This window comes from Pseudomonas sp. 2FG (assembly GCF_005502935.1).
Classification (GTDB): domain Bacteria; phylum Pseudomonadota; class Gammaproteobacteria; order Pseudomonadales; family Pseudomonadaceae; genus Aquipseudomonas.
In genome coordinates this window covers 205311-227453 of record NZ_SCMP01000002.1, presented here as the reverse complement: position 1 = coordinate 227453, position 22143 = coordinate 205311, and the positions used below count along the sequence as shown (strand labels likewise).

The 22143-nt window shown below is 62.7% G+C and carries 22 protein-coding genes; 10 read left to right on the top strand and 12 right to left on the bottom strand.

Annotation, left to right across the window (positions count from 1 at the left end):
* Positions 1–28: 28 nt before the first annotated feature.
* Together FFS13_RS02950 and FFS13_RS02945 are read right to left on the bottom strand one after the other, a co-directional pair.
* Entirely contained in the window at positions 29–2971 is a 2943-nt protein-coding gene (locus tag FFS13_RS02950) for a DEAD/DEAH box helicase (RefSeq protein ID WP_137817627.1), read from the bottom strand.
* On the bottom strand, positions 2968–5085 hold the full coding sequence (locus tag FFS13_RS02945; protein WP_137817626.1) for a site-specific DNA-methyltransferase: 2118 nt from the start codon (positions 5083–5085) through the stop codon (positions 2968–2970). The genes FFS13_RS02950 and FFS13_RS02945 overlap by 4 nt, the downstream gene beginning before the upstream one ends.
* Positions 5086–5180: 95 nt before the next feature.
* Between FFS13_RS02945 and FFS13_RS02940 the strand changes: the two genes are divergently transcribed.
* Positions 5181–5579 carry a transcriptional regulator gene (locus tag FFS13_RS02940; protein ID WP_137817726.1) on the top strand — a complete coding sequence of 133 codons (399 nt, stop codon included), beginning with the start codon at positions 5181–5183 and terminating at the stop codon, positions 5577–5579.
* Positions 5580–5737: 158 nt separating this feature from the next.
* On the opposite strand, the gene FFS13_RS02935 is transcribed toward FFS13_RS02940, so the two are convergent.
* Positions 5738–6655 carry a zinc ABC transporter substrate-binding protein gene (locus tag FFS13_RS02935; RefSeq protein ID WP_256657798.1) on the bottom strand — a complete coding sequence of 306 codons (918 nt, stop codon included), beginning with the start codon at positions 6653–6655 and terminating at the stop codon, positions 5738–5740.
* Positions 6656–6718: 63 nt separating this feature from the next.
* Between FFS13_RS02935 and zur the strand changes: the two genes are divergently transcribed.
* The 7 genes from zur to FFS13_RS02900 all read left to right on the top strand — a co-directional run bounded on the left by zur (position 6719) and on the right by FFS13_RS02900 (position 12511).
* Positions 6719–7204 carry a zinc uptake transcriptional repressor Zur gene (gene zur / locus FFS13_RS02930; RefSeq protein ID WP_137817624.1) on the top strand — a complete coding sequence of 162 codons (486 nt, stop codon included), beginning with the start codon at positions 6719–6721 and terminating at the stop codon, positions 7202–7204.
* Entirely contained in the window at positions 7201–8010 is an 810-nt protein-coding gene (gene znuC / locus FFS13_RS02925; protein WP_137817623.1) for a zinc ABC transporter ATP-binding protein ZnuC, read from the top strand. Before zur ends, znuC begins: the two co-directional genes overlap by 4 nt.
* Positions 8003–8791 carry a zinc ABC transporter permease subunit ZnuB gene (gene znuB, locus FFS13_RS02920; RefSeq protein ID WP_137817622.1) on the top strand — a complete coding sequence of 263 codons (789 nt, stop codon included), beginning with the start codon at positions 8003–8005 and terminating at the stop codon, positions 8789–8791. The genes znuC and znuB overlap by 8 nt, the downstream gene beginning before the upstream one ends.
* Positions 8792–8895: 104 nt before the next feature.
* Positions 8896–9753 (top strand): PA5502 family lipoprotein, encoded by an 858-nt coding sequence (locus tag FFS13_RS02915; RefSeq protein ID WP_137817621.1) that lies wholly within the window; start codon positions 8896–8898, stop codon positions 9751–9753.
* Positions 9754–9973: 220 nt separating this feature from the next.
* Positions 9974–10981, top strand: a complete 1008-nt coding sequence (locus FFS13_RS02910) for a methionine ABC transporter ATP-binding protein (RefSeq protein ID WP_137817620.1) — start codon at positions 9974–9976, stop codon at positions 10979–10981.
* The gene (locus tag FFS13_RS02905) at positions 10981–11655 is read left to right on the top strand and encodes a methionine ABC transporter permease (protein ID WP_137817619.1); all 675 of its coding nucleotides are present in this window, start codon (positions 10981–10983) and stop codon (positions 11653–11655) included. Before FFS13_RS02910 ends, FFS13_RS02905 begins: the two co-directional genes overlap by 1 nt.
* Before the next feature lie 61 nt (positions 11656–11716).
* Complete coding sequence (locus FFS13_RS02900; RefSeq protein ID WP_137817618.1) at positions 11717–12511, top strand: MetQ/NlpA family ABC transporter substrate-binding protein; 795 nt, start codon at positions 11717–11719, stop codon at positions 12509–12511.
* A 73-nt stretch (positions 12512–12584) separates the two neighbouring features.
* On the opposite strand, the gene FFS13_RS02895 is transcribed toward FFS13_RS02900, so the two are convergent.
* The 5 genes from FFS13_RS02895 to FFS13_RS02875 form a co-directional block, all read right to left on the bottom strand.
* Positions 12585–13220, bottom strand: coding sequence for an SCO family protein (locus FFS13_RS02895; RefSeq protein WP_137817617.1), 636 nt, complete (start codon positions 13218–13220; stop codon positions 12585–12587).
* 28 nt (positions 13221–13248) lie between these two features.
* A complete protein-coding gene (cyoE, locus tag FFS13_RS02890) occupies positions 13249–14148 on the bottom strand; it encodes a heme o synthase (RefSeq protein ID WP_137817616.1) in 900 nt (299 codons plus the stop codon).
* An 80-nt stretch (positions 14149–14228) separates the two neighbouring features.
* Complete coding sequence (locus FFS13_RS02885) at positions 14229–15260, bottom strand: COX15/CtaA family protein (RefSeq protein ID WP_137817615.1); 1032 nt, start codon at positions 15258–15260, stop codon at positions 14229–14231.
* A 9-nt stretch (positions 15261–15269) separates the two neighbouring features.
* Complete coding sequence (locus FFS13_RS02880) at positions 15270–15851, bottom strand: hypothetical protein (protein WP_137817614.1); 582 nt, start codon at positions 15849–15851, stop codon at positions 15270–15272.
* Complete coding sequence (locus FFS13_RS02875; protein WP_137817613.1) at positions 15848–16576, bottom strand: SURF1 family protein; 729 nt, start codon at positions 16574–16576, stop codon at positions 15848–15850. Before FFS13_RS02875 ends, FFS13_RS02880 begins: the two co-directional genes overlap by 4 nt.
* Positions 16577–16652: 76 nt before the next feature.
* On the opposite strand from FFS13_RS02875, the gene FFS13_RS02870 reads away from it, so the two are divergent.
* The gene (locus FFS13_RS02870; RefSeq protein ID WP_137817612.1) at positions 16653–16856 is read left to right on the top strand and encodes a twin transmembrane helix small protein; all 204 of its coding nucleotides are present in this window, start codon (positions 16653–16655) and stop codon (positions 16854–16856) included.
* A gap of 32 nt (positions 16857–16888) precedes the next feature.
* On the opposite strand, the gene FFS13_RS02865 is transcribed toward FFS13_RS02870, so the two are convergent.
* The 4 genes from FFS13_RS02865 to coxB are packed head-to-tail and all read right to left on the bottom strand — an operon-like array spanning position 16889 to position 21092.
* Complete coding sequence (locus FFS13_RS02865; RefSeq protein WP_137817611.1) at positions 16889–17776, bottom strand: cytochrome c oxidase subunit 3; 888 nt, start codon at positions 17774–17776, stop codon at positions 16889–16891.
* A gap of 15 nt (positions 17777–17791) precedes the next feature.
* Positions 17792–18340, bottom strand: a complete 549-nt coding sequence (locus FFS13_RS02860; RefSeq protein ID WP_137817610.1) for a cytochrome c oxidase assembly protein — start codon at positions 18338–18340, stop codon at positions 17792–17794.
* Positions 18340–19956 (bottom strand): cytochrome c oxidase subunit I, encoded by a 1617-nt coding sequence (gene ctaD, locus FFS13_RS02855; RefSeq protein ID WP_137817725.1) that lies wholly within the window; start codon positions 19954–19956, stop codon positions 18340–18342. Before ctaD ends, FFS13_RS02860 begins: the two co-directional genes overlap by 1 nt.
* An 11-nt stretch (positions 19957–19967) precedes the next feature.
* Positions 19968–21092 carry a cytochrome c oxidase subunit II gene (gene coxB, locus FFS13_RS02850; RefSeq protein ID WP_137817609.1) on the bottom strand — a complete coding sequence of 375 codons (1125 nt, stop codon included), beginning with the start codon at positions 21090–21092 and terminating at the stop codon, positions 19968–19970.
* A 372-nt stretch (positions 21093–21464) separates the two neighbouring features.
* On the opposite strand from coxB, the gene FFS13_RS02845 reads away from it, so the two are divergent.
* Positions 21465–22124 (top strand): hypothetical protein, encoded by a 660-nt coding sequence (locus FFS13_RS02845; protein ID WP_137817608.1) that lies wholly within the window; start codon positions 21465–21467, stop codon positions 22122–22124.
* Positions 22125–22143 lie beyond the last annotated feature (19 nt).

Here is a 22143-nt window from a genome sequence, read left to right as displayed (position 1 = left end):
CACTCCTTAGTAACAACTCGCTACTCAGCTACAGCAGGCTCCGCTGCAAAGCAGCACTGTTGGCTGGCCGCACCTTGGCAAACTTGAGCAGCTCCGCCAACCCTGCCCCCTTGTTACGCCAGTCATGGAACAACGCCTCACCGAGCAGAACATAGTGCCAAGGCAGCTCATGCCGATGCTCGGCAGGCAGACTATTTATCCGTTCGCACCAAGTCTGCGCGGCCTTCAGCTTGCGCTGCACATCCGGGTGATTCACATCCTTCTGCGCCTTGGTTTCCACCAGGTAGACCGCTTCGCCGGTGCGCACCAGGAAATCTGGGCAATAAAACGCCGGAAGCCCGTCTTGGCGCACATAGCGCAGGCGGGCAAAGGTGTGGCGGTTCTCGCTGATCTTGCAGAAAGCCATAACACTGGAGTCGGCACTCGCCCACTGGATAAAACCCTGCTCCAACCCACCATGATGCGCCGCCCAGCCTTGCCGTTCATAGATGCACTTGTTCACGGCCGTCGAGTGCTTCTCCTGCATCATCAACTTCACCACTTCAGACAGATAGCGGTGCTTCACTTCCAGCTCGCCGTGCGGCTCGATCTGCTCGGACTCGATCAACGCCAGGGCGAATACGCGGGTGATGTGCTCTAACACCGGCTGCAACAGCAGCAAGCGCCAGGCTTCATCCATCAAGGGCTCGAAGGGTTCGCCAAACAGTTGTTGTTCGATATAGCTCTCGATCCAGCCAGCCAGCTCGGCGGTATTGACCTGCAGATAAGGCTTGGCCACATGCGCGGCGATCTTGTTGCCCTTGGGTAGCGGCTGGCTCAGCGCCTGACTGATGCGCCGGGTCAGACGCGCGAGCAGGTCGTTGTAGCCCGCCACGTTCATCACCGCGCCATCGACGCGGTAATCGCCGAACAGCGTCTGACTCTGCAGATCCTGCGAGGTAAACACATCGCCCTTGCCGAGCATGTCCTTGAGCTGTGCCTGACTGAGTTGGGTGAACGGCTGCAGCGCGCCAATATCTGGCGCCTGGTGCTCCAGCCACTCCTCGGTGTCGCGCAGGATGAAGGGAATGGCGAAATCGTACTGGCCGTGATCCTCACGCAGACCAACCGCCAGCATATCGCCGGTGCCACTGGTGTTGTCCGTGCCATCGCCGGTGGTGCCGGCCAGGCCCTCCAGCATCAACTCGTTATAGAACTGCTGAAAGGCCGGGTGCTCGATGATCGTCAGTACGTCAATCAGGCTCTGCGGCTCCTGCCCGGCCTTCAGCAAGGCACGGTTCTCCGCCTTGATATCGGTGTACTCCGGGTCACGCCACATCAGACGCAGGCCACGGCCGATGGTCTGCTCCAGGAGGATCTGCGCCTGGCTCGAGCGCAACGGCACGATCACGCAGATGTTGTTGACGTCGAAACCCTCGCGCAGCATCAGCACGCTGACGATCACCCGCGGCGTGGCATGCGCATCGACGTTGAACAGGCGTTCGCGCACCGGTGCCCAGTCCTTCTCACCCAACTCGGCCTTCTTGCCCGAATCGATGGCCATCACCTCGTCCTCGCCCAGTCCTTCGTCCGCCAGGAACTGCACGACCAAAGGCGACACCGTGGTGTCTTCGCAGACCACCAGCATCTTCGGATGGCGATTCGGGTCGATGGCGGCGAAATCAACCTCCAGCTTGCGCAGCTTCTGCAGGCCGGCACGCAGCATCACCCGCTGGCCCTCACCTAACACCGGATTGCCATCGGCATCACGTTCGGCCTTGAACTCCAGCGGCAGCGCGCCGATTTCCTTGCGCCGGTCGAGCACCAACGACTTCACCAGCCCGGCTCCCATCGCCGTCTTCAGGTCGAAGTCGGTGATGATATGGGGGAAGTACAACTTCTTCTTGTTCTTGCCACTGCCCACGTCGTTGTAGGGCGTGGCCGAGAAGTCCAGCTGCACGAAACGCCGGCCCTTGCTTTCGGCAATCAGGCTCAGGCTCTTCTGCCATTCCACTTCGGTGACTTCACCTTCGCGCTTGAACGCGTGGATATGGTGCGCCTCGTCGTTGAACACCATCAGCTCGGGCAGGCCAACCAGATAATCCAGGACATCGCCGCGCGCGTAGCGGCGATCCAGTACGTCCAGGCTATTACCGGTCGCGCGCCCCGGCGTCAGCGGCAGCAAGCCCGCGATCAGCTGTTGCGGATCGGCCAGGCTGCCCGGGACACTCATCTCATACTCGCCATCGTCTGCTGCCACGTCGCTGAGCAGGTGCCAGTTACTGATGGCAATCAGCCCGTTACCGGTGGCTTTCAGGCCAATCTCGGCCTTGGTGCAAGTATTGCCACGGACGAAGCCGAACACTCGCTCGCGCTGTGCCTCGGGGATGAACAGCTCGGCATAGCGCGCCACGTCGGAGCTGGCGAAGTCACGCTGACCGTTCGCTTCCTTGCCGAGAAAGGCATCCAGCAAGCGCTCGTAAACGATCAAGCCGGGAGCCACGACGAGGAAGTTGCGAGTGAAGCGTGCATCGTCCACGCCCGCTTCCTGCGCCGCCGTCTTGTTCAGCAGCTGCCAGACCAGCAGCGCCTGCAGCACCCAGGTCTTGCCGGTGCCGGTGGCCATCTTCAGGCAGTACTTGGGGTGTGCATGCTTGGCCTGGCTGACCTCGCTCAGACGATGGCCGACCAGCAAGGCATCCGCGGCAGCCTGCTGATAAAGATCCTTCAGCGTGGTGCAGCCCAATACCTCATGGGCGACGATGCAGTTGAGAATCGCCTGACGTTGGCCGGGGTGGAAGTTCAAACCGTTGCGGGTGGCGGTCATTTCCGCACCGAACCACCACCTGAGTAGTTCGGCCGTAACCGGCGTGACCAGGTCGAAGATATCCGCCACGCCGTCTTCCAGCCCGAGGCACAGGGTATTGGTACGCAGCGTCAGGGCATCGCTCAGTTGCAGCTGTTCGCGGTTCGGCTTGCTCGGCTCGCTCATTGCGCGCCCTCCACGCCGACGTTGACTGCCACTTCGGCCTCGAAGCCGAACACATCCACCGCCCGCACACAGACCCGTCGAGGGCCGGTCTTGGCCGGCACTTGCAGCACGGCCTCGGTCACCACCCGCAGCGGGTCGCCATCGTTGTCCACATTGCCGCGATAGTCCTGCCAGACCGAGCGGAACACCTGGCCGTCGTAATCCGGATCGACTGCCCAGTACTCGATCATCGCCAGCGGTTCGACGTTTATCACCTGCTGCAACTTGGCGCGGTTGTCGTCGTCCAGATTGATCGCCTCGGGCGACAGCAGCACATAGTTGGCCAGGTTGACCTTGAGGTTTTCCTGTTGCCCGTCAGCGCTACGCTGGCGTTGCACCGGCTTGATCTTCAGGTACTGCAGGCTGGCGAAGCGCACACTGCCACGCAATTTTTCCAGGCTGCCTTTCTTCTTCAGGCGGTCGAGCAAGTCCGGCGGAATCACCAGCACTTCAAGACCCGGGTCATTCAGCGCATCGATGCTCTCGCCGATATTCGGCTCGAAGTTCCAACCCAGCACCACCACCTTGTCCCAGCCCCCGAGCAGGCTGTCGCGCTGGGCCAGCGCCTTCTTCAGGGTCGCCGCGCCGGTCAGTTTGTTCGGCGAGTCGGCATACACCAGGGTGCGCACACCGCCTCCGGCGATGCTGCCAAGATTGCGCAGCGGGTTGTCTTCTTCCGCCAAGGGCAGCGCGCCAAACAACGACAGAACTATCTGCGACAGATCGCCGATACGGAAACTGCGGCCCAGGGTGTTTTTCGCCGCCTCGACCTGGTAGTCGCCGATGGCCTGATACAGAAAGGGCTGGGCATTCTGATCGATCAGGCGCTTGCGCATAATCATGCAGGCTGGCTTGCCCAGATCGCTGGTAATCCAGCGCCGGCCCAGCCGCTCGGCTACGGCGGCGGTGGTGCCGGAGCCGCCGAAAAAGTCGGCGACCAGGCCACCTTCGGGGCAGGAGGCTTTGATGATTCGCTCCAGCAGCGCCGAAGGCTTTTGCGTCGCATAGCCAATGCTCTCGCTGCCCTGCAGTGAGCGGATATCAGCCCACACGTCCCGGCAACGCACACCCTCGGGATTTTTATAAAGTTTCTTACCGGGCACCTTGCCAAACTCAACAAACAGAATGCCCTGCCTGATCCATTCACGTGCGGTTTCTTCGGGCATCCGATACCCGTTGCGCGGCATCTTTTCGCCATAACCAAGGTCGTAGATATACCCCCCGCCTCCGGGGTTATCGATTGGCGCCAGACGAAATACGCCCCCTGCATCTTCTTTGTTGTAAAGCTTGTCACTGGCATCACTGAATGCCTGGAAAACATCCGTCCATACAGGGTCGTTACCCGTTTTCCGATAGAAGAACAGCGTGTCGTGTGACTTGATGAATTTCTTGTTTTTCTCGGAGGTGTCGCCAATAGCGCCTTGCCAGATCAGTTCATTAACGAAGCATTCCCTGCCAAATACCTCATCCAGCACCAGCTTGACGTAGTGCCCCACATGCCAGTCCAGATGCACATAGATCGAGCCGGTATCGCTCAATAGCTCGCGCATCAGGATCAGTCGCGGCGTGATCATCTCCAGATAGGAGGCGGTGCCGTCGCTCCAGGTGTCGGAGTAGGCGAATTGCTCGATCACCGTCGGTTTCTGCTCCAGTTCCACGCCGGGCAGGGTGACCTTGGTGCGGTAGTCGGCCTTGGAGTCGAATGGCGGGTCGATATAGATCAGATCCAGCTTGCCGCGCAGGCTCGGCAGACCGCTCTCAAGATCGCCAGCCAGCAAGGCGGCCATGGCCAGCAGGTTGTCACCGTAAATAAGGCGATTGCGCCATGCTGCATCGGCATCGCCCAGGGCCGGCTGCACCGCGCCGAACAAGCCGCCCTGTACCGAGGCCAGCGACTGCTGACGCAGGCTGGAACTGATCCAGTCGCTAACCTTGCTGTCCTTCGACGGCAACACCCATTCGCGTGTCTGCAGCCCCACACGGTGCCGGCCCTCCAGGCTTTCCAGGATTTTTTCCGCCACCTGCCGCCCACGGGCAACGATTTCGGGGAGTTGTTCAAGCAGCGACTTAGCCATGGAAATCCTGTTCAATTCGTATTGAACTATTAATTCAATAGAAAACCGAACAGGTGTTCAACTTATTGATTGAACTGCGCTTCAAATTCGCCGCCATGAATGAGAAAGCCCAGTTCGCCGAACGTCTGAAAACCGCCATGCTCGCCGCCGGCTACGAGCCTCGTCCGTCGGTTCTTGAGCGGGAGTTCAACCTTCACTATTGGGGTAACCCGATCACTTTCCAGGCGGTAAGACGTTGGCTGCGCGGCGAGTCGCTTCCTGAGCAAGACAAACTGCAAGTACTGGCCGAGTGGCTGCGGGTCGATCCGCAAGCCCTGCGTTTTGGCGAAGGCGCCGTGCAGCGCATCCAGGAAATCCGCAGTCGCTGGGACCAGGCCTTAATGGGTGAAGAGCGCGAAGTGATGCAGGCCTATCTCGACCTGCCGACAGAGCAGCGCAAGATCATTCGCGAAGTGATCCTGGCATTCGACAAAGCGCTAAAAGCCGGCGAATAGGTGGTTCACCCGGTGATGCCTATTCGATCTGTAGCCACTGTTCAGTGGAAAACGCTTCGCGGTTTTCCACCCTTCGTGCGGCCTTTCGCCTTCTAAGAGGGGCGACAGGGTGTAGGTTGGGCTGAGCGGCGCGCTTCAACCCGAGCTACGCCGCGCAGCTATAGGCTGCTCAGGCACTCCACCAGGCCGTCGGCCAGGTTTTCCAGCAATGCCTCATAGCCCGTGACCTCCACCGGCAACGCAGCACCCATGGCATCCAACTCAGCCAGGCGCACCGGCAAACCGGCGCTAAGGGTCTCCGCCAGCCGCGGGCGCAGCGGCGGCTCGCTGAACACGCAAGTCGCACCCACCTGCTGCAAACGCGCGCGCATCGCCGCGACATGCTGCGCCCCCGGCTGCACCTCGCTGGCCACGCTGAGCACCCCGGCGTGCTGCAGGCCATAGGCCGCCTCGAAATAATCGTAGGCTTCGTGGAACACGAAGTAGGGCTTGCCGGCGACGCCGGCCAGACGCGCTTGCAAGCGCTGATCCAAGGCCGTCAGGCGCTCGCCGAACGCCTCGAGGTTGGCCTGATAGCGCGCGGCATTGGCCGGGTCGGCGGCCGCCAGGTCGGCGGCCATCCGCGCGGCGATCACCCGCGCATTGGCCGGCAGCAGCCACAGATGCGCGTCCAGCGTGCCTGGGCGGTGTTCATGATCGTGCTCATCCGCAGCATCGGCAGCCTCCGCATGCGCCGCCGAATCCTCGCCAAAATGCCGCAGGCTCAAACCCGGCAAGCCTTGCACGGCCACGCTGGGCAGGCTGCGGCCCTGCAGCACGCGGGGCAGGAAGCCTTCCATATCCGGGCCGATCCAATACAGCAGCTCGACCTCACGCACTCGCCGCACATCCGACGGGCGCAAGGCATAGTGGTGCGGCGAAGCGCCCGGTGGCAGCAACACCTCGGGCGTACCGACCCCCTCCTGCACCGCCGCGGCGATCAGTTGCAGGGGCTTGATGCTGGTCAGCAGGCGCACCTGCGCCTGGGCCGAAGCCGCGCAGAGGACAAAAAACAGCAGGGCGAGCAAACGCGACACGGGGGCACACTCCGCAGCGAAAGAGTTATAGAATAACGTCTCTTCCAGCAGCCGTCGCCGCCCATGATCCTGACCCCCCTGGCTTCCCGCCCCCACGATCACTCCCATTGCGTGCATAACGCCCTGGCAGAAGCCGACGCCATCTGCGCCCGCCTGGGTCTGCGCCTGACCACCCTGCGTCGGCGGGTGCTGGAGCTGGTCTGGCAGAGCCACAAGCCGCTGGGCGCCTACGACATTCTCGGCGTGCTGGCCGAAGAAGATGGCCGGCGTGCCGCGCCGCCGACTGTCTATCGGGCGCTGGATTTCCTGCTGGAAAACGGTCTGGTGCATCGCATCGCCTCGCTCAACGCCTTCGTCGGCTGCAACCACCCGGAACACGCCCATCAAGGCCAGTTCCTGATCTGTCGCAGCTGCCACGCGGCGATCGAGCTGGAACAGTTGGCGATCAGTGAGGCTATTGTCGCCAGCGCCAACGCCGTTGGCTTCGCGGTGGAAGGCCAGACGGTCGAAGTCGTCGGCCTGTGCGCCGGCTGCCGGAAGGCCGAATGAGCAACGCACTGATCCGCCTCCAGGGCGTTGGCGTCAGCTTCGCCGGGCAAAGCGTGCTGAAGGATGTGCAGCTCAGCGTGCAGCCGGGGGAGATCGTCACCCTGATCGGCCCCAACGGCGCCGGCAAGACCACCCTGGTGCGCGCCGTGCTCGGCCTGCTGAAAACCGAGGTCGGCAGCGTCTGGCGCAAGCCGAAACTGCGCATCGGCTATATGCCGCAGAAGCTCCATGTGGACGCCACCCTGCCGCTCTCGGTGCTGCGCTTTCTGCGCCTGGTGCCGGGCGTCGATCGTCCGCGCGCACTCGCCGCCTTGGCCGAAGTCGGCGCCGAACAGGTGATCGACAGCCCGCTGCAAGGCATCTCCGGCGGCGAACTGCAGCGCGTGCTACTAGCCCGCGCGCTGCTGCGCGAACCCGAGCTGCTGGTCCTCGACGAACCGGTACAAGGCGTCGATGTGGCCGGCCAGGCCGAGCTGTATCGGCTGATCACCCGCCTGCGCGACCGCCACGGCTGCGGCGTGCTGATGGTCTCCCACGACTTGCATCTGGTGATGAGCACCACCGACCAGGTGGTCTGCCTAAACCGGCACGTCTGCTGCTCCGGCCATCCGGAACAGGTCAGTGGCGACCCGGCCTTCGTCGAGTTGTTTGGTCAGGACGCCCAGGATTTGGCGATCTACCACCACCGCCACGACCACGCCCATGACCTGCACGGTGCGGTAGTTGCCGAGCCGCCGGCCGGCGGCCTGACCATCCAGGGCCAAGTGCAACCCCATGTCCACGGAGATGGCTGCAACCATGCCTGATTTTCTCCTCAACGCCCTGCTCGCCGGTTTGGCCCTGGCGCTGGTCGCCGGGCCGCTGGGCTCCTTCGTGGTCTGGCGGCGCATGGCCTATTTCGGCGACACCCTCGCGCATGCCGCGCTGCTCGGCGTGGCCCTCGGCCTGCTGCTGGACGTCAGCCCGACCCTGGCGGTGACGGTCGGCTGTGTGCTGCTCGCGGTGCTGCTGGTCACCCTGCAACAGCGTCAACCGCTGGCCTCCGACACCCTGCTGGGGATTCTCGCACCGACCACCCTGTCGCTGGGCCTGGTGGTGCTGAGCTTTATGCGCGACGTGCGGATCGACCTGATGGGCTACCTGTTCGGCGACCTGCTCGCCGTCAGTCCCGGCGATCTGGCCTGGATTCTCGGCGGCAGCGCGCTGGTGCTGCTGACGTTGACCGCCCTGTGGCGGCCGCTGCTGGCGGTCACCGTGCATGAGGAACTGGCCAAGGTCGAGGGCCTGCCCATCGCCAGCCTGCGCCTGGCGTTGATGCTGTTGATCGCGGTGGTGATTGCCGTGGCGATGAAGATTGTCGGCGTGCTGCTGATCACCTCGCTGCTGATCATTCCGGCCGCCGCCGCCCAACGCCATGCGCGCACGCCGGAACAGATGGCCTGCGGCGCCAGCCTGCTCGGCTTGCTCGCCGTCTGCGCAGGCTTGGCGCTGTCCTGGTTCAAGGACACGCCGGCCGGGCCGTCGATCGTGGTCTCGGCGGCGGCGCTGTTCCTGTTGAGCTTCGCTCTGCCGCGCCGTACCGCGTAGCGGCGACGGAGCACGGCGCCAAAGGCGCACGCCAGCCGAGGTTTGGTTCCAGCCCCTCACGGGGTGTAGACTCGCGTGTTTTGCGCCATCTGAGAGTTGCAGGAATGAAGCCGTTCGCTACCCGTTGTCTGCCCATTGTGGCTATTTCCCTGCTGTTAGCCGCATGCCAGAGCCCGTCGAACAACACTGTGGTGCCGACCGATGAGCTGATCACGGCGTTCCGCCAGTTGGACCAGAGCCTGGCCAGCGGCCAACTCAGCGAGGCCGAAAGCCAGCTCGGCGCGTTGCAGCAGCGCGCCGCCGGCGATACGCGCCTGGAACAGTACCAGCGCCAGCTGGCCGAGGCCTACCTGCAACAAGGCCAGAACGCGCTGCAACAAGGCGATCTGGATAGCGCCGCCAAGGCCCTGAGCCGTGCCCGCGGTTTTATGCCGCAAGCCCCGGCACTGACCACCGGCCTGGATAGCGCCATCGCCCAGGCGCGTACCGCCGAGCTGAGCGCCGCCGAACAGGCCCGCAGCCGCGCGGCGCAAGCCGCCGCCAGTGACGCGGCCGCGCGCAGCGAACAGGCCCGGCAACAGCGCCTGGCCGCCGAGCGCCAAGCCGCCGCCAGCCAACCGCCCAGCACCGCGCCGACGACAACGCCCGCCGTGCCGCCGAGCACACCCGTGGCCCGCTTGATCGACCCGGCGGCCAGCAGCAGCGCGATCCCCCTGCCGATGCTGGACACCCAGGACAACGAACGCCTGCGCAGCTTGCTCGATGCGGTCGCCGCCGATGTCGTGGCGTTTAACTGCGCGGTGCGCATCGAAGTTCGCCAGGCCAAGGACTTCCCTTGGGTGGCCGCCTTGCTCTCGGCGCGGATCAAGAAAATCGACCCGAACTTCAGCCCGCGCCTGTCGCAGCTAATCAAGCCGGGGCAAGTGCCGCGCCTGCTGCTCAGCCCGCAGCACAAGGGTTGACGAAGGGCTTGGTAGGAGCGGCCCATGGCCGCGACCGACCCGAGAGCTCGTATTGCTTGTTGGCTGGGTCTCGCGGTCATGGATCGCTCTTGCGCCGGCCCTAATACGCTTTCGCTATAGCCATAGGCCTATAAAGATTTTTGCGGCCTATTAAGTGCCGGCTAGACTAGCGCCCCCTCATGCCTACCCGGCAGACCGAAAAACCCAAAAGGTTTAACCCGTGATCGACTTCCACCAGGTCCACAAGGCGTACCGCGTCAGTGGCCGCGACATTCCGGCCCTGCAGCCCACCGACCTGAGCATCGCCCGCGGTGAAGTGTTCGGCATCATCGGCCACTCCGGCGCCGGCAAGAGTACCCTGCTGCGCCTGGTCAATCGCCTGGAAGAGCCGTCCGGCGGACGCATCCAGATCGACGGTGACGACGTCACCGCGCTGGACGCCAAGGGCCTGCGGCGCTTCCGCCAACAGGTCGGGATGATCTTCCAGCACTTCAATCTGCTCGCCTCGAAAAGCGTCGCCGACAACGTCGCCCTGCCGTTGAAGCTGGCCGGCGAGCTGTCGCGCCGCGACATCGAGCAACGGGTGGCCGAGCTGCTCGAGCGGGTCGGCCTCGGCGAGCACGCCAAGAAGTACCCGGCGCAACTGTCCGGCGGGCAGAAACAGCGCGTCGGCATCGCCCGCGCGCTGGCGACCCAGCCGAAGATCCTGCTGTGCGACGAGGCCACCAGCGCCCTCGACCCACAAACCACGGCCTCGGTGCTGGAGCTGCTGGCGCAGATCAACCGCGAGCTGAACCTGACCATAGTGCTGATCACCCACGAGATGGACGTCATCCGCAGGGTCTGCGATCGCGTGGCGGTGATGGACGCCGGGGTGATAGTCGAGCAAGGCCCGGTGTCTGAAGTGTTCCTGCATCCGCAACAGCCGACCACCAAGCGCTTCGTGCTGGAAGACGAACAGATCGATGAGGGCGAGCAGCGCGACGATTTCGCCCATGTCCCGGGGCGCATCTTGCGCCTGACCTTCCAGGGTGAAGCGACCTATGCGCCGCTACTCGGCACCGTGGCGCGGGAGACCGGGGTGGATTACAGCATCCTCGCCGGGCGCATCGACCGCATCAAGCAAACCCCTTACGGTCAACTGACACTGGCCCTGACCGGTGGCAGTTTCGAGCAGGCCCTGGCGCGCTTCCAGGCTGCCGACGTGCATGTGGAGGTACTGCGCTGATGGATGCTCTTTTGGCCTTCTTCACCCACGTCGACTGGTATGAGATCTGGCTGGCGAGCCTCGACACCCTGTTGATGCTCGGCGGCTCGCTGCTGTTCACCATCCTGCTGGGGCTGCCACTGGGCGTGCTGTTGTTCCTCACCGGGCCGCGGCAGATGTTCGAGCAGAAGGCGCTGTATGCGCTGCTCTCGCTGGTGGTCAACGTGCTGCGCTCGCTGCCGTTCATCATCCTGCTGATCGTGATGATCCCCTTCACTGTGCTGCTGACCGGCACCTCGCTGGGCGTGGCCGGCGCCATTCCGCCACTGGTGGTCGGCGCCACACCCTTCTTCGCGCGCCTGGTGGAAACCGCGCTGCGCGAGGTCGATCGCGGGATCATCGAGGCGACCCAGGCGATGGGCGCCAGCACCCAGCAGATCATCCTGAATGCCTTGCTGCCGGAAGCCCGCCCAGGCATTTTCGCCGCCATTACCGTCACCGCCATCACCTTGGTGTCCTACACGGCGATGGCCGGCGTGGTCGGCGCCGGTGGCCTCGGCGACCTGGCGATCCGCTTCGGCTATCAGCGCTTCCAGACCGACGTGATGGTGGTCACCGTCGTGCTGTTGCTGGTGCTGGTGCAGATTCTGCAAAGCCTCGGCGACAAGCTGGTGGTGCACTTCTCCAGGAAATAACAACCTCGGCTACATCAGCGGCTATCCGCCGCCCCGACTGACATCCCACAAGGAGCACACGATGAAAAAATTGCTAGCTGCCTTCGCCGCCGTGGCGGCGCTCTCCAATGCTGCCGCGGCTTTGGCCGCCCAGGCCGGCGAAACCCTGACCGTCGCCGCCACCCCGGTGCCGCATGCGGAAATCCTCGAGTTCATCAAGCCGGCCCTGGCCAAACAAGGTGTCGAGCTGAGGGTCAAGGTCTTCACCGACTACGTGCAGCCGAACGTGCAAGTGGCCGAGAAGCGCCTGGACGCCAACTTCTTCCAGCACCAGCCGTACCTGGATGAGTTCAACAAGAGCAAAGGCACCCAACTGGTCAGCGTCGCCGGTATTCACGTCGAACCCTTCGGCGCCTACTCGAGCAAGTTCAAGAGCCTGAGCGAACTGCCGCAGGGCGCCAGCGTAGTGATCCCCAACGACGCCACCAACGGCGGCCGGGCCTTGCTGCTGCTGAATAAGGTCGGCGTGATCAAGCTGAAGGACGCGCAGAACATCCTCGCCACGCCCAAGGACATCGTCGAGAACCCGAAAGCCATCAAGGTGCGCGAGCTGGAAGCCGCGACCCTGCCGCGCGTGCTCGGCCAGGTCGACCTGGCGTTGATCAACACCAACTACGCCCTGGAAGCCAAACTCGACCCGAGCAAGGATGCCCTGGCCATCGAAGGCAGCGACTCGCCCTACGTGAACATCCTGGTCGCGCGCCCGGACAACAAAGACTCCGCCGCCCTGCAGAAACTGGCCAAGGCGCTGAACAGCCCGGAGGTGAAGCAATTCATCCTGGAGAAGTACCAGGGTGCGATAGTGCCGGCGTTCTAAACCCGGCCGCAGCAACCGCGTAACGCAAAAGCCCGCTCATCTGAGCGGGCTTTTTTATGCGCGTGGCTTTAGATCAATCTCTGCCTTGCAACAGAACCGGCAACTGCACGGCCAGCTTCTCGTTATTCAGGGGCGCGCGAATGAAACCATGCTGACGGCCATCCGGCCCGATGATGACCAGGTTGCCACTGTGGTCGACGGTGTAGTTTTCCTTGCTGGTATCGGCCGGGATAAACGGGATGCTCACCGCGTTAGCCAGCTTCTGGATACTCACCACCTCGCCGGTCAGGCCCTGGAACGTCGGGTCAAAGTAACCGAGGTACTGCTTGAGTAGCGGCGGCGTATCACGCTGCGGATCGACGCTGACCAGGATCACCTGCAGCTTGTTGCGCGCCTCTTCCGGCAGCTTGCCCTTGAGTTCGCGCAACTGGGCGAGGGTGGTCGGGCAGATGTCCGGGCAGAAGGTGTAGCCGAAGAACAGCAGGCTCCATTTATCCTTGAGCTGATCGACCGCCACCGCCTGCCCGTCCTGATTGGTCAGGCTCAGGTCAGGCAGCGTGCGGCTTTGTGGCAGCAGGATGATGCCGGCATCGATCAACGCCGCCGGATCTCCTTGGCTCCTGCCATTGAGCACCTTGTGTACGGTCAGGCCCAGCACCAGCGCAACCAAGGCCACGAGAACGAAAACGGTGATTTGAGTACGGGTCATAGGCTCAACAATTCAGAAGTTCAGCCGCTCAGAGATTCAGCAGCAGGTAGTGGTCGACCAGCAGGGCGATAAACAACAGGAACAGGTAGTAGATACTGTACTTGAAGGTATTGATCGCCGCATGTGGCTGGCTGTCACGGTACAGCACCCAGGCCCAATGCAGAAAGCGCGCGCCCAAACCCAGAGCGCAAACCAGGTAGAGCGTTCCACTCATGTGGATGACGTAGGGCAGCAGGCTGACCGCCAGCAACACCAGGGTGTAAAGGACGATATGCACCTTGGTGTAATGCTCGCCGTGGGTCACCGGCAACATCGGGATGTCGGCCTTGGCATATTCGGCCTTGCGGTGGATGGCCAGGGCCCAGAAGTGCGGCGGCGTCCAGGCGAAGATGATCAGCACCAGAAGCAGCGGTTCCGCACTCAGGTGTCCAGTCACCGCCACCCAGCCGAGCAGCGGTGGCGCAGCGCCAGCCAAGCCACCGATCACGATGTTCTGCGGCGTGGCACGCTTGAGAAAGCCGGTGTAGAGCACCGCGTAGCCCAGCAGCGAGGCCAGGGTCAGCCAGGCCGTCAGTTCATTGGTGAAAGCCAGCAGAATGACCAGCCCCGAAACCGACAGCAACAGCGCGAAAGCCAATGCCGCGGCGGGTGATACCCGGCCTTCGGCGAGCGGCCGCTTATGGGTGCGCGCCATCAACGCGTCGATGCGCCGATCCACCACATGGTTGACCGCCGCCGCGCCGCCGGCACACAGGGCGATGCCCAGATTGCCGAACAGCAGCACGGTCCAGGGCACCCCCGCACGAGTCGCGAGGAACATGCCGACCAGGGAGGTGATCAGCATCAGCACCACGACCTTGGGCTTGGTCAACTCCAAATAGTCGCGCCAGAGGGCTTGGCTGTGCTGTTCGCTGAGTAGAGTGGCCATGGCGTCTCTCCTTCTTGTTATTCGTAAGGTAGGTTAGGCCGAAGGACCTAACCCAGCGTTTCACTCGACCCTATGGAGGGTTACGCCGTGGTGCGGCTAACCCAGCCTGCGGACCTCTGCTGCGTCTGACCTAGGTGGCTGCGCAACCGGTAATTGACCAGCACCAGCACCAGCAGCAACGCCGCGCCACCGCCGTTATGGGCGACGGCGACGACCAGCGGCAGGTGCAGTAATACGTTGCTCGCGCCCAGACCGACCTGCACGGCCAAGGCCAACACGAGCAACCCGGCCAACCGTGAGAACCCCGCACCGCGCAGCTGCCAGGCCAGTGCCAGCAGCACCAGCGTCACCGCCAGGGCACCGAGGCGGTGAGTCAGATGAATGGCGGTACGCGCATCGCTATCCAGCTGGCCACCGAGGTAATTGGGACCAATCTGCTGGGTCAGGTGAAAGCCGTTGGCGAAGTCCACCGCCGGCCACCATTGACCATGGCAGGTGGGCAGGTCGATGCAGGCCACCGCCGCGTAGTTGGAGCTCACCCAGCCACCCAGGGCAATCTGCCCGATCACCAGCAGCAGCCCCAACGCCGCCAAGCGGCGCAGTCGGGCAGGCAGCGCTGGCAACGGCGCTAAAGCGCCGGATAGCCGCAGAGTCAAGAGAAACAGCAAGGCCAGGGTGGTAAAGCCCCCGACCAGGTGGGCGGTGACCACCTGGGGCCAGAGCTTCAAGGTCACAGTCCACATGCCAAAGGCCGCCTGGGCGATCACCACAGCGAGCAGTAGCAGTGGCAATTTCAATGGCTGGCCCGGCTGACCGCGCCGGCGCAGCGCGAGGATGGCCAAGCTGAGAATCAGCAAGCCAAGGCTACCGGCGAAGTAGCGGTGCACCATCTCGTTCCAACCCTTCTGCGCCTCCACCGGCGCCTGCGGATAATGCTGCTCGGCATGGGCCAACTGCACCTCGGTTTTCGGTACGCCGATAAAGCCGTAGCAGCCGGGCCAGTCCGGGCAGCCGAGGCCGGCATGGGTCAGCCGGGTGTAGGCGCCCAGCAGCACCACCACCACGGCCAGCACGGTAGCCAGCAGGGCGAGACGGAATCCGGGTTTGGCCATAACGCTTCCTTAGCCGATATTCGACAGTTTCAGCAGATGAAGGAGGTCATTCAGCACAGCTTTGCCTTTGACCTTGGCGCCATAGCGCAGCACCAGGTTGCCGTGCGGATCGACGAGCCACAGCTGCGCAGCGCTGCCGCCATCGGTGGCCTGGTCATAGGCCTGTGCATCCAGCGAGAGGCGCCCGAGCCTGGGATATTCGCGCGTCAGTTCGGCGCTGTAGTCATCCGCCAGTGGCTGCGCAGTGGCCAGGGCATGGCTGGCGCGTGAGGCTTCGCGGCCGAGGCCGATCTGAATTTGCCGCGCCAGGTAGACCAGCTGACGACAGTCTTCAGCGCAGCCTTGCGGGGCGGTCACCAATATCTGCCAGCGGGTTTCTTCGGCGGATTGCACACCCAAATCAGCCCGACTCTGGCCATTGCCGATCAGCTCACCGTGATAATTGCGCCCATCCGGCACCCAGAACCGCCATTGGTACATGGCTGTCGCCAGCACCATCGGACCGATAGTCAGCGCCAGCAGCAGCAACAGCTGCCAGCGCCCCCGACGACGGCTAGGCGGGGCACCAGGCAGGGTTATGGCTGGATTCATGAGGGTTCTCCTGCGCGTTGTGCACTAGCGGATACAGAGTGCAATCCGAGATAAATAAACAGGCCAAACAGGGCTACCGCGAGGGCAAACCATTGCACGGCATAACCCTGGTGTTTTTCCGGCCCCATGGCGACTACGGCCCAGTCGGCCTGGTAGGCCGCGGGGCCGGGTTCCAGGCGCAATTCATAAGGCAGTCCAGCACGGCCCAACTGTTCCCAGACGCTACGCGGCTCAACTGCGGTGATCAGGTGCGGCCACTCGCGGCTCGGCTGGTCGGCTTGCAGCTGGAAGGTGGCGCCCGGCGGCACATAGACCCAGGCAACCAGGCTCAGGGCCGTATCCGGAGTATTGAAGACGGGTGGCGTGCGCCGATCTGGCCAGCGCAGCCAGCCACGGTTGAGCAACAACCAGAGACCGCTGGCCTGATCGTAGAAGGGTTGCAGCAATTCGATGCCGACCTGTCCGGCACGGATGCGGTTGTCGAGCAACAGGCTGTGCTGCTCGTCGAAATGGCCGTACAGACGCACGCGCCGGTACGCCGGATCGGCACTGTGCTCCAACTCGACAATATCGATCGGCTCGGCCGTTCGCCGGGCTTCATAACTGCTCAGCAGGCCGCGCTTTTCCGCGGCGCGGGACAACTGCCAGAAGCCCAGGGCGATCAGCAGCGGCAGCAGCGCCAACACCACCAGGGTTGGCGCCAGACCGGGCCGAAAGCGGCTCATGCGGCCCTCCCGAATCCACCCGTGTGACTGGCTATACTGAACTGCATTCCCCTTCCCCACATCCGAGAGTCACGCCATGCTCAAAGCGGCGATCATCTTCATGCTATTGGCAACCCTAGTCAGTCTGTTCAGCGGTCTGTTCTTTCTGGTCAAGGATCAAGGCCACAGCTCACGGCTGGTCTACGCCCTGACCGTGCGTGTCACCCTTGCAGCCCTCACGCTGGCTCTAGTGGCCTGGGGTTTCTACAGCGGGCAGCTGGTCTCGCATGTCACCTGGTAGCCCGAACCCGCATCCGGGCTACCAGGCCTGCGTTAAAGCACGTAAACGAAGGTAAACAGCCCAATCCACACCACATCGACGAAGTGCCAGTACCAGGCGGCCGCCTCGAAGCCGAAGTGGTGCTCCGGATCGAAGTGCCCGCGCAAGATGCGCACCAGCATCACCGTCAGAATGATCGTCCCCAGCGTCACGTGGGCACCGTGGAAGCCGGTAAGCATAAAGAAGGTGGCGCCGTAGATGCCCGAGCCCAGGGTCAGGCCCAGTTCGTGGTAGGCCTCGACGTATTCCGTGGCCTGGAATGCCAGGAAGGTCAGACCCAGCAGAATGGTCAGCGCCAACCACAGCTTCAGCGGCTTGCGATGGCCCTTGCGCAGCGCATGGTGGGCTAAGGTCACGGTAACGCTGGAGCTGACCAGCAGTAAGGTGTTGAGCAGCGGCAGCTCCCAGGGCGAGATCACTTCCTTGGGCGGCGGGAACAACTTGGAGTCCGGGTTGTTCAGCAGCGGCCAGGCAAACTCGAAGCTCGGCCAGAGCATGTTCGCCACTCCTTTCGCCCCTTCACCACCGAGCCAAGGCCCGGAGAGGTTGCGCACGTAGAACAAGGCGCCAAAGAAGGCGATAAAGAACATCACCTCGGAGAAGATGAACCAGCTCATGCCCCAGCGGAATGAACGGTCCATTTGCGAGCTGTACAGACCTGAGCGGCTCTCCTTGATCACCGTGCCGAACCAGCCAAATAGCATGTAGGCGAGGAACAGGCCGCCGATGAAGAAGATCAGCGGGCCATGGGAATCGGGGCGCGCAGCTTTCATGTCGTTGAACCAGGTGCCCAGGCCGTAGACAGTGGTGAGCAGGCCGATTGTGGCGATGATCGGCCACTTGCTCTGGGTCGGAACGTAATACTGCTCGTGGGTTGCCATTATTGTTCTCCTTGGTTATCCGCCGTTGCTGGCAACCGGCGGATGACGTGCAGTGATATCGAACAGCGTGTAACCGAGGGTCAGGTGGTACACATCCTTGGGCAGGTCACGGTCGACGATGAAACGCACCACCATCTCGATACGCTCACCCGCCTGCAGCACCTGCTGGGTGAAACAGAAACATTCGGTTTTATGGAAATACGCCGCTGCCTCCGACGGCACCACACTGGGAATGGCCTGGGCCGTCATCGGCTTATCGGTCGGGTTATGCGCGATAAACTTCATCTCGTTGACCGCCCCTGGATACACGACTAACTCGTCCGCTACGGGATGGAACTCCCAAACCATGTCGGCGGCATTGGTGGCGAGAAACTGCACTCGTACTTGGCGCTGCTCGTCCACGGTCTGCGTGCCCGCATAGGCCCCGGCCGTTTTGCCATTGATGCCGAACACCTTGCACATCTGGTCGTAAATCGGCACCAAAGCGAAACCAAAGGCGAACATCGCCACCACCAGCACGAGCAGGCGGGTAACCAGGCGACGCGTACTCTGGGCCTCGCTCATCAGCGGCTCACTTCAACTTCCGGTGGCGTCGTGAAGGTGTGGTAAGGCGCTGGCGAGGGCACCGTCCACTCCAGACCCTCTGCCCCATCCCAAGGTTTGGCCGGCGCGGCCTTGCCGCCACGGATGCACTTGATGACGATGAACAGGAAGAGGAACTGCGTGGCGCCAAAGCTGAAGGCACCGATCGAGGAGATCATGTTGAAGTCGGCGAACTGCAGGCTGTAGTCCGGAATCCGCCGCGGCATGCCCGCCAAGCCAACGAAATGCATCGGGAAGAAGGCCATGTTCATGCCGACGAACGACAGCCAGAAGTGCAGCTTGCCGAGGGTCTCGTCGTACATGTGGCCGGTCCACTTCGGCAGCCAGTAATAGGCCGAAGCGAAGATCCCGAAGATCGCCCCCGGCACCAATACATAGTGGAAGTGCGCCACCACGAAGTAAGTGTCGTGGTACTGGAAATCCGCCGGAGCGATGGCCAGCATCAGCCCGGAGAAACCGCCGATGGTGAACAGGATGACGAAGGCCACGGCGAACAGCATCGGCGTCTCGAAGGTCAGCGAGCCCTGCCACATGGTGCTCACCCAGTTGAACACCTTGACCCCGGTGGGCACGGCGATCAGCAGGGTGGCATACATGAAGAACAGCTCGCCCACCAGCGGAATACCGACCACGAACATGTGGTGCGCCCAGACGATGAACGACAGGAAGGCGATACTCGCCGTGGCGTAGACCATCGAGGTGTAGCCGAACAGCGGCTTGCGCGAGAAGGCCGGAATGATCGCGCTGACCGCACCGAAGGCGGGCAGGATCATGATGTACACCTCGGGGTGGCCGAAGAACCAGAACACATGCTGGAACAACACCGGATCCCCGCCGCCGGCAGCACTGAAGAAACTGGTGCCGAAATGGATGTCCATCAGCATCATGGTCACGCAACCCGCCAGTACCGGCATCACCGCGATCAGCAGGAAGGCGGTGATCAGCCAGGTCCAGACGAACAGCGGCATCTTCATCAGGGTCATGCCAGGGGCACGCAGGTTGAGGATGGTGGCGATTATGTTGATCGCGCCCATGATCGAGCTGATGCCCATCAGGTGGATGGCGAAGATGAAGAAGGTGACGCTTTCCGGGGCGTAGGTGGTGGACAGCGGCGCGTAGAAGGTCCAGCCGAAGTTCGGCCCGCCAGCGGCAGAGAACAGGGTGCTGACCAGCAGCGTGAACGCCGCCGGTAGCAGCCAGAAGCTGAAGTTGTTCATCCGTGGCAGGGCCATATCCGGGGCGCCAACCATCAGCGGGATCATCCAGTTGGCCAGGCCGACGAAGGCCGGCATCACCGCGCCGAAGACCATGATCAGGCCATGCATGGTGGTCATCTGGTTGAAGAACTCCGGCTGGACTATCTGCAAGCCGGGCTGGAACAGCTCGGCGCGGATGACCATGGCCATCGAACCGCCGAGCAGGAACATTGCAAAGCTGAACCACAGGTACATCGTGCCGATGTCCTTGTGGTTGGTGGTCAATACCCAGCGCATCAGCCCCTTGGCCGGCCCGTGGTGATGGTGGTCCTGCTCGCTGCTCAGGTGGCTATGCTCGGGATGCTCGTTCACGGCATTCATAGTCATTATTCCTATTCCTCAGCCTGTTTGAGGGCCAACACATCTTTCGGGGCGACCATGTCACCGACGTTGTTGCCCCAGGCGTTGCGCTCGTAGGTGATCACTGCGGCAATATCGACTTCCGACAGTTGCTTGCCGAACGCGGCCATGGAAGTCCCGGGTTTGCCGTTGAAGACGATCTTCAGATGGTCTTCCTTCGGCCCGGTAGCGATCTTCGAGCCCTTAAGCGCCGGGAACATCGGCGGCAGGCCCTGACCTTCGGGTTGGTGACAGGCGGCGCAGGTGCTGTGGTAGACCTTGTCACCCCGCGCAACCAGCTCTTCGCGAGTCCATTCCTTGCTGGTCAGCTCCTTGAGCTTGAGCGTTTCCTCCTTACGCGCGGCCAGCCAGGTGGCGAAATCTTCTTTCGACTTGGCTTCGACCACGATCGGCATAAAGCCGTGGTCCTTGCCGCACAGTTCGGTGCACTGCCCACGGTAGAGACCGGGTTGCTCGATCCGCGTCCACGCTTCGTTGACGAAGCCGGGGATCGCATCGCGCTTCACCGCCAACGCCGGCACCCACCAGGAATGGATCACATCGGCGGCGGTAATCAGGAAACGCACCTTGGTGCCCACCGGCACCACCAATGGCTGGTCGACTTCCAGCAGGTAATGCTCGTCTTTGGGCGCTTGGTTATTGATCTGTTCGGCGGGGGTGGTCAGGTTGCTGAAGAACTCAACGTCCTGGCCCAGATACTTGTACTGCCACTTCCATTGATAGCCGGTGACCTGGATATCCAGCTCCGACTCGCTGCTGTCGTAGATGTCGATCAGCGTCTTGGTCGCCGGAATCGCCATGGCCACCAGGATCACGAAGGGCACCACGGTCCAGAGAATCTCTACCGTCGTGCTTTCGTGGAAGTGCGCCGCCACCTGACCGGTGGAGCGCCGATGGACGAGCATCGACCAGAACATCGCGCCGAACACCACTACACCGATGACCGCGCAGATCCAGAAGATGGTCATGTGTAAATCAAACACTGCATGGCTGACCGCCGTCGCGCCAGGCGCCATATTCACCGTCCAGGCGGCTTGCGCTTGGCTGAATACCGACCACAGCAGGAGTCCCACCCAGACTCGTGGATGTCGCATCATTGCGGGTTCCCCTTATCGTTCTTGTTATCCCGCCGGCTGTGCCTGCGGCCAAGGGAGCGGCTGCTAAAAACCGACTTTAACTGCCGCAACCTCGCCTTGCCGTAGCTCAGTCCGGTTCCATCAGGTGACGCCTTTCGAATCGGAGTATAGACGGCGACTTCGACCTGGCAACGTCGAAACGCAAATGGCCAAAGCCGCCGAAGGCTTGTCCTAAACGCCCCGGTTACCGCGGGCGGAAAACGGTCGCAAACAGCCGATATAACACGCTCGCATAACCATTAAATAATTATGACAATCGCGTCTGAGCCACAGCGTCTGGCGAGCTATGGTCTTTGTTCGCCTCTCACCCATGTCCTTATTTCAGGAGCTGTCATGAACACCGCCGCCCTGCGCGAACTGATTCAGCGCGCGCACCTACACGAAGCCACCAGTGGGCACCTCGTACGCCAACTCGAGGGAAAACTGCTGCGCCTGCACCCCTCCATCCGCCTGCCGGCCAGCGATGCCCAAGGGGTCTTGACGCGCTTCGTCACCGCCTATGTGGAGCAGGTGCCGGAGGTCTTGGATGCCGCCAATCAAGTGGCGCGTGAGGCCGGGATCGAGGCGCAGATCAAACCGGTGCTGAAGGTGGCCGAGCAGTTTTTCCTCCAGCCGCCGGCGCTAATGGCCGGCCATGAAGGTCTCGACGGCCTGCTCGACGAGGCGTATTTGGCCCATCGCCTGGTCGAGGAAGTGAATGATCGCTACATCACCCACCTCGGCCAGCCGTTGATCCCGCTGGATACCACGGTGGCCAATCTGATCGCCCACCAGTTGATTGGTGAGCCCTTCGCCAATCAATTGGACGAAGCGGTACACCTTGCGGTCGAAGGCATGCTGGACGCCGCGATGTTTGCCCAGGACTCCGTGCAGGCCTATCGCGAACGCCTGAGCAGCCCGACCACGGATGCCGCCTGGAAACGCTGGCCGTGCCTGTCACGCCAACTCGGCGTCGAGCTGGAACTCGATCAAGCGCAGCGCGTGGCGAGCTAATTGCGCCGCTAGCACTAAG